The organism is Streptomyces sp. NPDC029296 (genome assembly GCF_055569255.1).
Window position 1 is genome coordinate 40,209 of sequence record NZ_JBVHXT010000025.1, and the last position, 17,293, is coordinate 57,501.

3 protein-coding genes and 2 pseudogenes are annotated in these 17,293 nt (G+C 75.8%); all 5 read left to right on the forward strand.

Annotated elements, in window-relative coordinates; all coding sequences use genetic code 11:
- Positions 1-51 precede the first annotated feature (51 nt).
- Positions 52-9,231: pseudogene (locus ACZ4W9_RS22265) on the forward strand (SDR family NAD(P)-dependent oxidoreductase); the annotation flags it as partial.
- 260 nt (positions 9,232-9,491) lie between these two features.
- Positions 9,492-13,649: pseudogene (locus tag ACZ4W9_RS22270) on the forward strand (type I polyketide synthase); the annotation flags it as partial.
- On the forward strand, positions 13,646-14,407 hold the full coding sequence (locus ACZ4W9_RS22275) for a thioesterase II family protein (protein ID WP_467938420.1): 762 nt from the start codon (positions 13,646-13,648) through the stop codon (positions 14,405-14,407). The pseudogene ACZ4W9_RS22270 and the gene ACZ4W9_RS22275, both read left to right, overlap by 4 nt.
- 66 nt (positions 14,408-14,473) lie before the next feature.
- A complete protein-coding gene (locus ACZ4W9_RS22280; protein WP_467938422.1) occupies positions 14,474-15,904 on the forward strand; it encodes an MFS transporter in 1,431 nt (476 codons plus the stop codon).
- Between the two features lie 51 nt (positions 15,905-15,955).
- On the forward strand, positions 15,956-17,149 hold the full coding sequence (locus ACZ4W9_RS22285) for a cytochrome P450 family protein (RefSeq protein ID WP_467938424.1): 1,194 nt from the start codon (positions 15,956-15,958) through the stop codon (positions 17,147-17,149).
- The last annotated feature ends 144 nt before the right edge of the window (positions 17,150-17,293 follow it).

Genomic DNA, 17,293 nt, shown 5'->3' on the forward strand with positions numbered 1-17,293 from the left:
GGCAAGGCGATGGCAGAGCAGGAAAAACTCCTTGAGTACCTGAAGCGGATGACGGCCGACCTCCGGCAGGCGAACCAGAGGCTCGGCGACGTCGACGCCAAGGCGCACGAGCCGGTGGCCATCGTCGGGATCGGCTGCCGGTTCCCCGGCGGGGTGCGGTCTCCGGAGGAGCTGTGGGAGCTGGTGGCGGGCGGCTCGGACGCGATCTCCGGGTTCCCCGCCGACCGGGGCTGGGACCTGGACGGTCTCTACGACCCCGACCCGGAGGCGCGCGGGAAGGTCTACGCCCGCCAGGGCGGCTTCCTGCACGACGCGGCCGAGTTCGACGCGGCCTTCTTCGGGATCTCGCCGCGTGAGGCGCTGGCGATGGATCCGCAGCAGCGGTTGCTGCTGGAGACGTCGTGGGAGGCGTTCGAGCGGGCGGGCATCGACCCGGTGTCGCTGCGCGGCAGCCGGACCGGCGTCTACATGGGCCTGATGTACCACGACTACGCCGTCCACGCCGCCGGGGTGCCGGAGGACCTGGAAGGGCACCTCGGCACCGGTACGGCGGGCAGCATCGCGGCCGGACGCATCGCGTACACCTTCGGCCTGGAGGGCCCCACCCTCACGGTGGACACGGCGTGTTCGTCGTCGCTGGTCACCCTGCACCTGGCGGTGCAGGCGCTGCGGCGGGGCGAGTGCTCGATGGCGCTGGCGGGCGGGGTGACGGTGATGTCGTCGCCGGCCGCGTTCCTGGACTTCAGCCGGCAGCGGGGGCTGTCCCCGGACGGGCGGTGCAAGGCGTTCGCCGAGGACGCGGACGGCACCGGCTTCGGCGAGGGCGTGGGCGTCCTCGTCGTGGAGCGGTTGTCGGACGCTCTGCGGCTGGGTCATCCGGTGCTGGCCGTGGTGCGGGGGAGTGCCGTCAACCAGGACGGTGCCAGCAACGGGCTGACCGCGCCGAACGGTCCTTCGCAGCAGCGGGTGATCCGGCAGGCGCTCGCCGACGCCCGGCTCACCGCCGCCGATGTGGACGCCGTGGAGGCGCACGGGACGGGGACGCGGCTGGGTGATCCGATCGAGGCGCAGGCGCTGCTGGCGACCTACGGTCAGGAGCGGCCCGCCGAACAGCCGCTGTTCCTGGGGTCGTTGAAGTCGAATATCGGGCATGCTCAGGCGGCTGCGGGTGTGGGTGGGGTCATCAAGATGGTGATGGCGCTGCGGCACGGTGTGCTGCCGAAGACCTTGCACGTGGACGCGCCGTCGTCGCATGTGGACTGGTCGGCGGGCGCGGTGGAGCTGCTGACCGAGGCACGGGAGTGGCCCGAGGTCGACCGGCCGCGCCGGGCCGCCGTGTCCTCCTTCGGGCTGAGCGGCACCAACGCCCACGTCATCCTCGAAGAGGTCACCGCGCCGCAGCCGGAAGCGGTCTCCCGCCCGCCGCACGGGTCGCTGCCCTGGGTGCTGTCGGCCAAGTCCGAGACGGCGCTGCGCGCGCAGGCCGAGCGGCTGCGCGCGTTCGTCGCCGAGCGGCCCGGACTCGACCTGGTCGACACCGCCTACTCGCTGCTGCGCCGCCGCGCCGGCTTCGACCACCGGGCCGTCGTCCTGGCCGGGGACCGCGCCGGACTGCTGGCCGGCCTCGCCGCGCTGGCCGCCGGCGAAGCCTCCCCGCACGTGGTCCGGGGCGCGCGCGACGACGGCAAACTGGCCTTCCTGTTCACCTTCCAGGGCAGCCAGCGCCTCGGCATGGGCCGCGAGTTGTACGGCGCCTTCCCGGCCTACGCCGCGGCCTTCGACGAGGTGTGCGCCGCCCTCGACCCACGTCTCGGACGGCCGCTGAAGGACATCGTCTTCGCGGCCGAGGACACCCCCGAGGCCGCGCTGCTGGCCCAGGCCGAGTACGGCCACCCGGCGGTGTTCGCCCTGGAGGTCGCCCTCTACCGGCTCCTCGAACACTGGGGCATCCGGCCCGACGTCGTCTTCGGCGGCTCCAACGGCGACTCGGCCCTCCTGCACGTCACCGGGGCGCTGTCCCTGGAGGACGCGGCGGCCTTCGTCACCACCCGCGGCCGACTGCTCCAGCAGACACCGCCCGGCGGCACCATGGTCGCGATCGAGGCGTCCGAGGAAGAGGTCCGCGCCTCCCTGGAGGGCCGCACCGGCACCGTCGACATCGCCCTGGTCAACGGACCCCGCCAGGTCGTCGTCTCCGGTGACGAGGAACTCGTCGCGCGGATCGGCGAGGAATGGCGGGCCGCCGGCCGGCGCACCCACCGGATGTCCTTCGGCCGGGCGTTCCACTCCGCGCACATGGAACCGGTCCTCGAACCGTTCGTCGCCGCCGTCCGGGACCTGGACCTCCACCGGCCGCGCATCCCCGTCGTCAACTGCCTCGACGGCCGGCTCGCCGACCCCGACGAACTGTGCGCCCCGGAATACTGGGGCCGCCACGTCCGGGGCGCCGTACGGTTCCTGGACGGCATGCGCACCCTGGAGGCCGAGGGCGTGCGCACCTACCTGGAACTCGGCCCGGTCGCGATGCAGTCCCTGATGGGCCGCGAATGCCTCGCCGAGGACAGCGACGCCGTGCTGCTGCCCACCCTCGCCGAGGGCCGCCCCGAGCCCGACACCCTGCTGACCGCCCTCGCCCACCTGTACGCGCGCGGCGCCGACATCGACGCCGACGCCTTCTTCGGGCACCTCGCCCCGCGCCGCACCGACCTGCCCACCTACGCCTTCGACCACGCCCACTACTGGCTCGCCGACTCCCCGGCCACCGGCCCCGCCCGCCCCGCCGAACTGGGCCTGGGCGCCGCCGGCCACCCCCTGCTGGGCGCGGCGGTGTCGGTGGCCGGCGCCGACGAACTGCTGCTCACCGGGCGGCTGTCGGTGCGCACCCACCCGTGGCTCGCGGACCACGCGGTGGCCGGTACGGTGCTGCTGCCCGGCACCGCCCTCGCCGACCTGGCGCTCCACGCGGCCGACCTGTCCGGCTGCCGCGCGATCGGGCAGCTGACCCTGGAGTCGCCGCTCGTCCTGCCCGGTCACGGCGCCGTGCAGATCCAGCTGGCCGTCGCGGCCGCCGACGGGACGGGCCGCCGGGAACTGACCGTCTTCGCCCGGCCCGACGACGTACCCGACCGGCCCTGGACCCGGCACGCCACCGCCACCCTGACCCCCGGCGAACCCGGCGAACCCGGCTTCGACCTCGCCGTCTGGCCGCCGCGGGACGCACGGCCGCTGCCCGTGGACACGCTGTACGACGACCTCGCCGCCGCCGGACTCGACTACGGCCCGGCCTTCCGGGGCGTCCGCGCGGCCTGGCGGCGCGGCCCCGAGATCTACGCCGAGGTCGCCCTCACCGGTGAACCGGCCGAGGGCTACGGCCTCCACCCCGCCCTCCTGGACAGCGCGCTGCACGCCTGGAGCCTCGCCGCACCGGCCGGCCGGGACCGGCCGCGGCTGCCGTTCCACTGGTCCGGCGTACGGCTCCACGCGACCGGCGCCGACACGCTCCGGGTGCGGCTGGCCCCGGCCGGCCAGGACGCGATGAGCCTCGCGGTCGCCGACCCGACCGGAGCGCCGGTGGTGTCCGTCGACGCGCTGACGGTACGCCCCGTCACCGCCGACGCGCTGCGCACCTCGCCGGCCGCGGACGCCTTGTACCGGCTCGACTGGCTGCCCGCGGACCCGGCGCAGCCGCTGGCCCCCGGCCGCTGGGCCGGCGTCGGCCCCGCCGCGGACGACCACTACCCGGACCTGGCGGCCCTCGCCGCCGCGCTCGACGACGGGACGGCCCTGCCGGACGCCGTGGTCGTCCACGAGCGTCCCGGACCGGACGACCTGCACGACGCCGTCCACCGCACGCTGCGGCTGCTGCGCGACTGGCTGGCCGACGACCGCTTCGCCGCCGCCCGCCTGGTCCTCGTCACCAGCGGCGCGACGGGGGAGCAGGTCACCCACCCGGCCGCCGCCGCGCTGCACGGCCTGGTCCGCTCCGCGCAGACCGAGCACCCCGGCCGGTTCGTCCTGGTCGACACCGACCGGCCCGAAGCCCCGCCGACGGAGGCCGTACTCGGCACCGAGCCGCAGTTCCTCGTCCGCGCCGGCACCTGGTCGGTGGCCCGGCTGGTACGGGCGGAGACCACCGGCGGGGCCCCGGCCGCCGAGCAGTCCACCCCCGCCTTCCGGCCGGGCGGGACCGTGCTGATCACCGGCGGCACCGGCACCCTCGGCGCCGCCCTGGCGCGGCATCTGGTGACGGCGCACGGGGTGCGGCACCTGCTGCTCACCAGCCGGCGGGGCCCGGCCGCCGAGGGCGCCGGGGCACTGGCGGCCGACCTGGGCGCGCTGGGCGCCACCGTGTCGGTCGTCGCCTGCGACGTGGCCGACCGGACCGCCCTCGCCGCGACCCTCGCCGCCATCCCCGCCGCACACCCGCTGACCGGCGTCGTGCACACGGCCGGGGTCGTCGCCGACGGGCTGCTGGAATCCCTCACCCCGGAGCAGGCCGACGCGGTGCTGCGGCCCAAGGCCGACGCCGCACTCCACCTCCACGCACTCACCCGGGACACGGACCTCGACCAGTTCGTGCTGTTCTCCTCCGCCGCCGGGGTGTTCGGCGGCGCGGGACAGGGCGCGTACGCGGCGGCCAACGCCTTCCTGGACGGCCTGGCCGCCCACCGCCGCGCGGCCGGCCTGCCCGCGCTGTCGCTGGCCTGGGGCCTGTGGGGCGAGCGCAGCGGCATCACCGGCCACCTCGCCGGGACGGACCTCGCGCGCATCGAACGGGCCGGGTTCGTCCCGCTCACCGTCGAGGACGGACTCGCGCTCTTCGACGCCTGCCTCACCGCCGGCCGGGCGGCCCTGCTCCCGATGCGCCTGGACACCGCGCCCCGCCCCGGCCGGGAGGTGCCGCCGCTGCTCGGCGGGCTGATCCGCACCGCCCGCCGCGCCGCCCGGGCCGCCACCGCGCCCGCCACGACGCTGCGCGACCGGCTGCTGGCGCTGCCCGCCGCCGAACGCGACGGCCTGCTCCTCGACCTGGTCCGCACCCACGCCGCGACCGTCCTCGGCCACACGGCACCCGACGCCATCGGCGCCCGGCACACCTTCCGCGACCTCGGCGTCGACTCGCTCAGCGCCGTCGAACTGCGCAACGCGCTCAGCCCCCTCACCGGGCTGGCCCTGCCCCCCACCCTCGTCTTCGACTACCCGACCCCGGCCGCGCTGGCGGAGTACCTGCGCCGGGAACTCCTGGCCGAGCACGCCGACACCGGCACCACCCGGCCCGCTGCCGGCTCCGGTGCGGAGGACGAGCCGGTGGCCATCGTCGGGATCGGCTGCCGGTTCCCCGGCGGGGTGCGGTCCCCGGAGGAGCTGTGGGAGCTGGTGGCGGGCGGCTCGGACGCGATCTCCGGGTTCCCCGCCGACCGGGGCTGGGACCTGGACGGTCTCTACGACCCCGACCCGGGCGTACGCGGCAAGGTCTACACCCGCGAAGGCGGCTTCCTGCATGACGCGGCCGAGTTCGACGCGGCCTTCTTCGGGATCTCGCCGCGTGAGGCGCTGGCGATGGACCCGCAGCAGCGGCTGCTGCTGGAGACGTCCTGGGAGGCCGTCGAGCGGGCGGGTATCGACCCGGTGTCGCTGCGCGGCAGCCGGACCGGCGTCTACATGGGCCTGATGAACCGCGACTACCTCACCCGGCTGCGCGCCATCCCCGAGGAACTGGAGGCGTTCCGCGGCACCGGCACGGCGGGCAGTGTGGCGGCCGGCCGGCTGTCGTACACCTTCGGCCTGGAGGGCCCGGCCGTCACGGTCGATACGGCGTGTTCGTCGTCGCTGGTCACCCTGCACCTGGCGGTGCAGGCGCTGCGGCGGGGCGAGTGCTCGATGGCGCTGGCGGGCGGGGTGACGGTGATGTCGTCGCCGGCCGCGTTCCTGGACTTCAGCCGGCAGCGGGGGCTGTCCCCGGACGGGCGGTGCAAGGCGTTCGCCGAGGGCGCGGACGGCACCGGCTGGGCCGAGGGCGCCGGTGTGCTGGTGGTGGAGCGGTTGTCGGACGCGCTGCGGCTGGGTCATCCGGTGCTGGCCGTGGTGCGGGGGAGTGCCGTCAACCAGGACGGTGCCAGCAACGGGCTGACCGCGCCGAACGGTCCTTCGCAGCAGCGGGTGATCCGGCAGGCGCTCGCCGACGCCCGGCTCACCGCTGCCGATGTGGACGCCGTGGAGGCGCACGGGACGGGGACGCGGCTGGGTGATCCGATCGAGGCGCAGGCGCTGCTGGCGACCTACGGTCAGGAGCGGCCCGCCGAACAGCCGCTGTTCCTGGGGTCGTTGAAGTCGAATATCGGGCATGCTCAGGCGGCTGCGGGTGTGGGTGGGGTCATCAAGATGGTGATGGCGCTGCGGCACGGTGTGCTGCCGAAGACCCTGCACGTGGACGCGCCGTCGTCGCACGTGGACTGGTCGGCGGGCGCGGTGGAGCTGCTGACCGAGGCACGGGAGTGGCCCGAGGTCGACCGGCCGCGCCGGGCCGCCGTGTCCTCCTTCGGACTGAGCGGCACCAACGCCCACGTCATCCTCGAACAGGCCCCCGAACCCGAAGAGGCCACGCGGACGGACCTCGCCCCGGTCCCCTGGGTGGTCTCCGGCAAGACCCAGGCGGCGCTGCGTGCGCAGGCCGAGCGGCTGCACGCCTTCGTCACCGCACGCCCCGGACTCGACCTGGCCGCGACCGGGCACGCCCTGCTGACCACCCGGACCACGTTCGGACACCGCGCCGTGGTACTCGCCCAGGACCGCGCCGAACTCCTGCGCGGACTGGCCGCCGTGGCCGCCGGCGAACCCGCCGCCGAGGTCGCCGAGGGCCGGCGCGACTCCGGCCGGCTCGCCGTCCTCTTCACCGGCCAGGGCAGCCAACGCCTCGGCATGGGAAGGGGGTTGTACGACACCTACCCCGTCTACGCCACGGCCTTCGACGAGGTGTGCGCCGCCCTCGACCCGCATCTCGGCCGGCCCCTGAAGGACGTCGTCTTCGCCGGCGCGGACAGCCCCGAGGCCGGCCTGATCCATCAGACCGGGTTCACCCAGCCCGCCGTGTTCGCCCTGGAGGTCGCCCTCTACCGGCTCCTCGCACACTGGGGCGTCCGGCCCGACGCCGTGGCCGGGCACTCCATCGGCGAACTGGCCGCCGCACACGTCACCGGCGTCCTCTCGCTGCCGGACGCCGCCGCCCTGGTCGCGGCACGCGGACGGCTGATGCAGGACCTGCCGGCGGGCGGCGCCATGATCGCCGTACAGGCCACCGAGTCCGAAGTCCTCCCCCTCGTCGCCGAGACGGCGGACCGGGTCGGCGTCGCCGCCGTCAACGGGCCCGCCGCCGTCGTCCTGTCCGGCGCCGAGGACGCCGTACTGGACATCGCCGGGCGGCTGCGCGAGCGGGGCCGCAAGACCAAGCGGCTGGAGGTCAGCCACGCCTTCCACTCACCGCTCATGGACCCCATGCTCGATGCCTTCGCCGAGGTGGCGCGGAGCGTGCGGTACGCCGGGGCCGGCACGCCGTTCGTCTCCACCGTGACCGGCGGACCGGTGCCGGCGGAGGAACCGGGCGGCCCCGAGTACTGGGTGCGGCACGTACGGCAGCCCGTGCGCTTCCACGACGCCGTGTCCGCCCTGGCGGCCGACGGGGTGACCACCTTCCTGGAGGTCGGCCCGGACGGGGTGCTGTCCGCGATGGGCCCCAACTGCCTGCCGGAGAACGCCGGTTCCGTCACCTTCGTGCCGACTCTGCGCGGTGGCGCCGACGAGGCGCGGAGCCTCGCCAAGGCCGTGATCCGGCTGCACGCGCACGGCACCGCCGTGGACTGGGCGGCGTTCAGCGGCACCCCGGTGGACTGGTCGACGGCGTTCGACGGCCCCCGCCCGCCCCGCGCCGAGCTGCCCACCTACGCCTTCCAGCGGCAGCGGTACTGGCTCGACGCGCCGCCCGCCGGCCCGGAGGACCTGGGCGCGGCCGGGCTCGGCGCGGCGGACCACCCGCTGCTGGGCGCCGCCGTCGAACTGCCGGGCTCCGGCGGGATGGTGTTCACCGGCCGCCTCGGCGCCGGCACCCACCCCTGGCTCGCCGGGCACACCCTCGGCGGAACGCCGGTGCTGCCCGCCTCGGCCGTGCTGGAGACGGTCCTGCGCGCCGGGGACGAGACCGGCTGCGGCGCGATCGGGGACCTCGCCCTGGACGCCCCGCTCGTCCTTCCGGTGCGGGGAGCGGTCCAACTGCGCCTGTCGGTCGGCCCGTTCACCGACGGCCACCGCACCGTCGAACTGCACACGCGGCCCGACAGCGCGTCCGGTCCCGGCGGCTGGACCCGCAACGCCCACGGCACCCTGCGCCCCGCCGGACCGGCGCCGGCCGACGCCCCGGCCACGGGCCCCGCCCCGGAAGGTCCCGCCGCCAAGAGCCCGACCACGGACACCGCCCCCGCCCCCTGGCCCCCCACCGGGGCCGAACCGGTCGCGGCCGACGAGCTGTACGGGCTGCTCACGGCGGCCGGGCTCGCGCACGGGCCGGCGTTCCGGACCGTACGGGCCCTGTGGCGCCGGGACGCGGAGCTGTTCGCCGAGGTCGCCCTCGGGGCGGACGAGGCGCGGGACGCGGAGCGGTACGGCATCCACCCCGTCCTGCTGGACGGCGCGCTGCACCCGCTGGGCCTGGTGGGTCCGGCCGGGCCGCTGCCCGTCGCCTGGTCCGGCGTGACCCTGCACGCCACCGGGGCCACGAGCGCCCGGGTCCGGATCACCCCGGTCGCGCCGGACGCCGTCTCGGTGCTGCTCACCGACCCGGCCGGCCACCCGGTCGCCTCCGCCGACCGGGTGGCCCTGGGCCCCGTACCGGCCGGCCTGCCCCGCCCGGCGGCGGACCGTACCGCCCCCGCGTCCCCGCCGGCCCGGCGCGCGGTCACGGCCGCGCCCGCCGCCGCGCCCGGGGCCAGGGAGCGGCTGCTCGCGCTGGCACCGGACGAGCGGGCCCGCGCCCTGCTGGACATCGTCCGCCGGGGCACCGCCGTGGTCTTCGGGCACGCCGGTCCCGACGACGTGGACCCGGCGCAGTCCTTCAAGGACATCGGCATCGACTCGCTCACCGCCGTGGAACTGCGCGACCAGGTGACGGCGGCCACCGGCCTCCAGGTGCCGCCGACCGTGCTGTTCGACTGCCCCACCCCCGCCGCGCTCGCCGAGCGGCTGGCGGAGGAGGCCGCGGCCGAACTGTCCGGTGTCCGCGCACTCCACCGCGAACTGGACCGGCTGGAGGAACTGCTGGCCGCGTTGCCCGGCGCGGGCCCCGAACACGAGGAGATCCACGCCCGGCTGCGGGCCCTCACCGGCGCCCCGGAGCGACCGGTGGACCGCCCGGCGGCGACCGACCTGGAGTCGGCCACCGCCGAGGAGATCTTCGACCTGCTGGACGCCGAACTGGAGTCGCCGTGAGCACGCAAACCGTGACCAACGAGGCGAAGTACCTCGACTACCTCAAGCGCGCGACGGCCGACCTGCGCGAGGCCCGGCGGCAGGTGCGCGAGCTGACCGAGAGCCGGCACGAACCGGTGGCGATCATCGGCATGAGCTGCCGCTACCCGGGCGGGGTCGAGGACCCGGACGGGCTGTGGGAACTGGTCTCCGAGGGCCGGGACGCCATCACCGGCTTCCCGGACAACCGGGGCTGGCCGGACCACGCCGCGGGCCGGGGCGGATTCCTGCACCACGCCGACGAGTTCGACGCCGACTTCTTCGGCATCTCCCCGCGCGAGGCGCTGGCCATGGACCCCCAGCAGCGGCTGCTGATGGAGGCGGCCTGGGAGGTGTTCGAGGCGGCCGGGCTGGACCCGGCGGCCGTCCGGGGCGAACCGGTCGGCGTCTTCACCGGACTGAACCTGCACGACTACGCCACCCGGGCCGAGGCCATCCCCGCCGAGGCGATGGGCTACCTCAGCACCGGCAACTCCGGCAGCGTCGCCTCCGGGCGGATCGCCTACTTCCTCGGTCTGGAGGGACCGGCCCTCACCGTCGACACCGCCTGCTCCTCCTCCCTGGTGGCGCTGCACCTGGCCGCGCAGGCACTGCGGCGCGGGGAGTGCGCGATGGCCCTGGCGGGCGGCGCCACCGTGATGAGCTCGCCCGGCGCGTTCGCGGACTTCGGCGCCCAGGGCGGGCTGGCCCCCGACGGCCGCTGCAAGTCCTTCGCCGCCGCGGCCGACGGCACCGCCTGGGGCGAGGGCGTGGGCCTGCTGTTGCTGGAACGGCTGTCCGACGCCCGGCGGCTCGGGCACCCGGTGCTGGCCGTGGTGCGGGGCAGCGCGGTCAACCAGGACGGCGCCAGCAACGGCCTGACCGCGCCCAACGGCCGGGCCCAGCGCCGGGTGATCCGGCAGGCCCTGGCCGACGCCCGGCTGAAGCCCGGGGACGTCGACGCCGTCGAGGCGCACGGCACCGGCACCCGGCTCGGCGACCCCATCGAGGCGCAGGCCCTGCTCGCCACCTACGGCCAGCACCGGCCGGCCGGGCGGCCGCTGCGGCTCGGCTCGCTGAAGTCGAACATCGGGCACACCATGGCGGCGGCCGGCGTCGGCGGTGTGATCAAGATGGTGCAGGCCATGCGCCACGGCACCCTGCCCCGCACCCTGCACGTCGACGAGCCGTCCCCGCGGATCGACTGGTCGGCCGGGTCCGTCGAGCTGCTGACCGAGGCCCGGCCGTGGCCCCGCGCGGACCACCCGCGCCGCGCCGCCGTCTCCTCCTTCGGCATGAGCGGCACCAACGCCCACGTCATCCTGGAACAGCACGAGGAACCCACCGAGCCCCCGGCACCGCCCGGCGAACCCGCGCCCGGCACGACGACCACCGCGACGACCACCGCGACGACCACCGAGACGGTCACCGCGGCGGCCCCGGCCGGAGCCGCCCCCGGGGAGACCCGGGCCGACGAGGTCGCCCCCGGGGCAGTCCCGGCCCGTGCCGCCGCTGCCGGCGTGGCCTCGGCCGACGCCGTCGCCGGGGCACCCCGAACCGGTGCCGCCACCGCCGCGACGTCGGCCACGGGAAACCCGGAGGCGGCCGCCGGGGAGGCGGACCCGGCCGGAGCGGCCCCCGCCGACGCACCCCCCGCCACCCCCCTCCCCTTCCTCCTCTCCGCCCGTACCCCCGGAGCCCTGCGGGCGCAGGCCGGCCGGCTGCGGGCGCATCTGGCCGAGCGCCCGGAGCTGTCCGTCGCCGACGTGGCCTGGTCGTTGGCCACCGGGCGGGCCGCGCTGGACCACCGCGCGGTCGTGGTCGCCGACGGCCGGGACGAGCTGCTGGCCCGGCTCGGCGCCCTGGCGGACGGGCAGGACGCCCCGGGGACGGTGCGCGGCACCACCGCCGCCCGCGCGGCCGGCCGTACCGCCTTCGTCTTCCCGGGCCAGGGCTCCCAGTGGCCGGGCATGACCACCGGGCTCGCCGCCGCCTCCCCGGTGTTCCGGGACCGCCTGCGGGCCTGCGAGGAGGCGCTCGCCCCGCACGTGGACTGGTCGCTGACCGCCGTGCTGCGCGGCGAGCCGGACGCGCCCTCGCTGGACCGGGTGGACGTGGTCCAGCCCGCCCTGTTCGCCGTGATGGTGTCGCTGGCCGCCCTGTGGCGGTCCTACGGCGTCGAGCCGGACGCCGTCGCCGGGCACTCGCAGGGCGAGATCGCGGCGGCCTGTGTCGCCGGCGCCCTGTCGCTGGAGGACGCCGCACTGGTGGTCGCGCTGCGCAGCCGGGTACTGACCCGGCTGGCCGGAGGCGGCGGCATGATGTCGGTCGCGCTCCCCGCCGCGCAGGTGACGGCCCGGCTCGCCCCGTGGGCGGACCGGCTCGCCGTCGCCGCCGTCAACGGCCCCGGCGCCACCGTGGTGGCCGGCGAGGCCGCCGCCCTGGACGCGTTCCGCGCGGCCGCCGAGGCGGACGGGGTGCGGGTGCGCCGCATCCCGGTGGACTACGCCTCCCACTCGCCGCAGGTCGAGGCCGTCCGCGAGGACCTGCTCGCCCGGCTGGCCGCCGTCACGCCCAAGCCCGCCGAGGTGCCCTTCTACTCGTCCGTCACCGGCACCCGGCTCACCGGCACCGAACTGGACGCCGGGTACTGGTACCGCAACCTGCGCCGGACCGTGCGGTTCGAGGAGACGGTACGGCTGCTCGTCCAGGACGGCGTCCGGTACCTCGTGGAGGCGAGCCCGCACCCCGTGCTCGCCGGCGGCATGACGGAGACCGCCGAGGCCACCGGGGCCGGGCACGCCGTCACGGTGACCGGCTCCCTGGTGCGCGACGAGGGACACCCCGGCCGCTTCCTGGCCTCGGTGGCCGAACTCCACGTGCGCGGTGGCGCCGTCGACCTCACCGCCGCCCTCCCGGCCGGCCGGCGCGTGGAACTGCCGCGCTACGCCTTCCAGCGGCGCTCGTACTGGCTGGCGTCCACGCCCGCCGTCGCCCTGCCCGCCGCGTCCGTGCCCGCCGCCGCGGCGCAGGACACCGAGACGCTGCCGGCGGTCCTGGCCCGGCTCGCCGACGACGCGGAGCGGACGGCCGCGGTCACCGACCACGTCCGCGCGGCCGCCGCCGCCGTCCTGGGCCACGCCGGCCCGGAGGACGTCGACCCGGACCGGTCCTTCGTGGAACTCGGGTTCGAATCCCTGACCGCGCTCCACCTGCGCAACCGGCTCCGGGACTCCACCGGGCTGCCGCTGCCCGCCACCCTGGTCTTCGACCACCCCACGGCACGCGCGCTGGCCGCCCACCTCGCCGAGCGGCTGGCCGGCACGCCCGGCGCACCGGCCGGCGACCCGCTGACCGGGCTGTTCCGGCAGGCCCACCGCACCGGCAGGCTCACCGAGGGCTTCACGCTGCTGACCGCCGCCGCGGCCCTGCGGCCCGGCTTCGCCCGGCGCGCCGACGCCGACCGCTGGCCCGCCCCGGTCCGGATCACCGCCGGCACCGGAGACCTCGCCGTGCTGTGCTTCCCCTCGCTCAGCGCCGTCTCCGGACCGCAGGAGTACCTGCGGCTCGGCGCGGCCCTCGGCACCACCGGCGAGGTCTGGGCGCTGCCGCACCCCGGCTTCGCCCCCGGCGAACCGCTGCCCCGCACCGCCGGGGCGCTGACCGCCGCGCACGCCGAGACCGCCCTCGAACTCGCCGCGGACCGCCCGCTGGTGCTGCTCGGCCGGTCCTCCGGCGGCTGGATCGCGCACGCCGTCGCCGAACACCTGGCGGCGGCCGGCACCCCGGCCGCCGCCGTCGTCCTGGCCGACACCTTCTCCCGCGCCGCCGACCGCTCCAGCACCCGGCTGATGGTCTCGCAGCTGCTGGAGAACGAGGAGGCCGCCGAACTCCTCGACGACCAGCGGCTGGTGGCGATGGGCGGCTACTTCCGGGCCTTCGCCGACTGGACCCCGCACCCCCTGGACACCCCCGTGCTGCTGCTGCGCGCCACCGCCGAGGTGCCCGGCGCCGAGCAGGGCGCACGCGGGGCCGGCTGGGAGCACGCCCAGCACGTGGTCGACGTACCCGGCGACCACTTCTCGATGCTCGACACCCACCATCGGACAACCGCCGACGCCATCGCGTCCTGGCTGCGCACGGAGGTACGGGGATGACCAACACCCCCACCGCACACGAACTCTGGCTCCGCCCCTACCACCCGGCGCCCCAGGACGGCGACCTGACGCTGGTCTGCTTCCCGCACGCCGGCGGCTCCGCCAGCTACTTCCGCCCCCTCGCGGACGCCCTGGCCGACACCGCCGAGGTACTGCCGGTGCAGTACCCGGGACGGCAGGACCGGCGCGCCGAACCGCCCCTCACCTCGGTCGCCCGGCTCGCCGACGAGATCGTCGCCGTCCTGCGGTCGCTGCCCCGGCGCCGGCTGGTGCTGTTCGGGCACAGCATGGGCGCCTGCGTGGCCTTCGAGGCGGCCCGCCGGATCGAGCGGGACTCCGCCCTGGACCTGCGCGGACTGATCGCCTCCGGCCGCACCGCCCCGCCCACGCTGCGCGACACCAAGGTCCGCTTCATGGACGACGACGCGGTCATCGGCGAGATCCGCCGCCTGAACGGCACCGACGACCGGCTGCTCCTGGACGACGACGTGATCCGGATGATCATGCCGGCCATCCGTGGCGACTACCTGGCGGTGGAGTCGTACCGGTACGAGCCCGGGCCGCCCCTGCGCTGCCCGGTCAGCGTGCTCGTCGGCGACGACGACCCGCAGGTCAGCCTCGCCGAGGCCGAGGAGTGGCGCACGCACACCGCGGGCGACTTCCGGCTGCGCTCCTTCCCCGGCGGCCACTTCTACCTGGCCGAGCAGAAGGACCGGGTGGTCCGGGCGCTCGCCGAGGACCTGGCCCGCTTCCGCTGACCGCCCCCCTCACGGGCCGGCGCCCCCCTCGCCGGCCCCCGCCCCCCGACACAGAAAGAACGATCGATGGCAAACGAAGCGGCTGCCCCGGCACGCCCGCCGTTCGGACTGACCGTCCTCGCCGTGTCCCTGCCGATGTTCATGGTCGCGCTGGACAACCTGGTGGTCACCAACGCCCTCGCGTCCATCCGGCGCGACCTGGACGCCTCGGTGCAGGGCCTGCAGTGGGTCACCAACAGCTACATCCTCGGCTTCGCCGGCCTGCTGCTGGTCGCGGCCGGCCTCGGCGACCGCTACGGGCGCCGCAAGGTGTTCGTCACCGGGCTCACGCTGTTCGTGCTGTTCTCCGTCGGCTGCGCGCTGTCCACCTCCACCGGCGCGCTCATCACGCTGCGCGCCCTGCAGGGCATGAGCGCGGCGGCCGTCCTGCCGCTGTCGCTGACCATGCTGACCGTGGCCGTGCCCCCGGAGAAGCGGGGCGTGGCCATCGGCGTGTGGTCCAGCATCAGCAGCCTCGCCGTCGGCATCGCCCCCCTGATCGGCGGCGCCGTCACCACCGGCATCGGCTGGCACTGGCTGTTCTGGCTGAACGTCCCGATCGGGCTCGTCGCCGTGCCGCTGGTGCTGCGCGTGCACTGCGAGAGCCGGGGCGCCGCCGTCGGACTGGACCCGCTCGGACTGCTGCTCGGCGCGGCCGGCGTGCTCGCCCTCGTCTGGGCCATCGTGGACAGCAGCGACCACGGCTGGACCTCCGGCCGGGTCCTCGGCCTGTACGCCGCCGCGGCCGTCCTGCTGGTGGCGTTCGTGCTGTGGGAGCGCCGCGCCCCCGCACCGCTGCTGCCGCTGCGGATCTACCGCAGCCGCGCCTTCACCCTGACCAACCTCTCGTCCCTGGCGGTGTACTTCGGGCTGTTCGGGTCGATCTTCTTCCTCGCCCAGTACCTCCAGGTGGCCCGCGGCCACTCGCCGTTCGTGGCCGGCCTGTGGACCCTGCCCTGGGCCGTCATGCCGACGATCTGCGCCCCGTACGCGGGCAAGCTCATCCCCAGGGTGGGCCCGGCCCGGCTGATCGCGGCCGGCCTCGCACTGGCCGCCGTGGGCCTGGCCTGGTGCGCGCTGATCTCCGACCCGGCCACCGCGGACTGGCAGATGGTGGTGCCGTACATGCTGTGCGGCATCGGCACCGGACTGATCTTCGCGCCGAGCGCGACCGTCGTGGTCGGCTCCGTCCAGCCGCAGGACATCGGCAAGGCCTCCGGCACCAACGCCACCGTCCGGGAGATCGGCAGCGCCCTCGGCATCGCCGTCCTCACCACCGTGTTCACCGCCCGCGGCGGCACCTACACCTCCGCGCGGGCCTTCACCGACGCGATGATCCCCGGCCTGTGGATCTGCGTCGCGGTCCTGCTGGCCGGCGGCGCGGTCGCGCTGGGCATCCCGGCCCTCAGGCCCCCCGCCGCCGCACCCGCGCCGGCCCGGCAGCCCGCCCTCGACTGAGCCCCGCACCGGCCCCGGCACCCCGCCCGACACACAAGGAGCACACCCCGCATGGTCACCTTCGCCGACCTGTACGCCGACTACGGCGTGAAGACCCCGCACCACCTCTTCGAGCGCCTGCGCGAGGACCGCCCGCTCTTCCAGGTCGAACTGCCCAACGGCGTGCCGCTGTGGCTGGTCACCCGGTACGCCGACTGCCGCGCCGGACTCGGCGACTCCCGGCTGTCCAACCGCATCGGCACCCGGATCGTCGCCCAGGACGTCCTGCCCGCCGAGATCCGCGCCAGCATGGGCACCCACATGCTCCGGGTCGACGGCACCGACCACACCCGGCTGCGGCGCCTGGTCTCCTCGGTGTTCACCGCCAAGCGGATCGAGCACCTCAGGCCGATGATCGAGCAGATGACCGGCGACCTGCTGGACAAGATGGCCGTCCAGGAACAGCCCGACGCCATCCGCGACCTCGCCTACCCGCTGCCCATGCAGGTCATCTGCGAGCTGCTCGGGGTGCCCGTCGCCGACCACGAGCGCTTCCGCACCTGGTCCAACGCCTACCTGGCGGGCGTCGGCACCCAGAACTTCCCCGTCGACGTGGTCACCGAGTTCGTCCACTACGTCCGCGACCTCGTCGCGCAGAAGCGGGCCGAACCGGACGACAAGCTGCTGTCCGCGATGATCGCCGCCCGCGACGACGAGGACCGGCTCGCCGAGCACGAGCTGACCTCGATGTGCTTCCTGCTCATCATCGCCGGCTACGAGACCACCGTGAACCTCCTCGGCAACGGCACCGCCCTGCTGCTGGACCGGCCCGAGCTGGCCGCGCGGCTGCGCGCCGACCACGACGCCATCCCGGCCGCCGTGGAGGAGTTCCTGCGCTTCGAGAGCCCGGTGCCCGGTGCCAGCTTCCGCGTCGCCACCGAGACCCTGGAACTGGGCGGGCAGACCATCGAGGAGGGCGAACTCGTCCTGATCTCGCTGCTGTCCGCCAACCGCGACGAGCAGGTCTTCGACGACTCGATGACCTTCGACGCCGAGCGCGCCCCCAACCAGCACATGGCCTTCGGCTACGGCATGCACTACTGCCTGGGCGCCCCGCTGGCCCGGCTGGAGGCGCACATCGCCTTCCGCCAGCTGCTGGAGCGCTTCCCCCGCATGGAGCGCCAGGACCCGGCCGCCGAACTGCGCTGGCGCCCGGGCCTGGTGATGCGCGGGCTGACCGAACTGCCCGTGAAGCTCAACCAGTAGCCCCCGCCCCCCGGTGGGGGGGGGGGGGGGGGGGCGGCCCCCCCCCCCCCACCCCCCCCCCCCCCCCAAGGAGTGGGGGGGGGAAAGCAAACGTGTGGGCCGCACCCAGCTCCCCGAAAGCAAAAACCACCACCCTCCCCCCCC

Bases quoted from the DNA above. Each gene is read 5' to 3' on its own strand.
- ACZ4W9_RS22285 (WP_467938424.1), top strand. From the start codon at position 15,956: ATGGTCACCTTCGCCGACCTGTACGCCGACTACGGCGTGAAGACCCCG.
- ACZ4W9_RS22275 (WP_467938420.1), top strand. From the start codon at position 13,646: ATGACCAACACCCCCACCGCACACGAACTCTGGCTCCGCCCCTACCAC.
- ACZ4W9_RS22280 (WP_467938422.1), top strand. From the start codon at position 14,474: ATGGCAAACGAAGCGGCTGCCCCGGCACGCCCGCCGTTCGGACTGACC.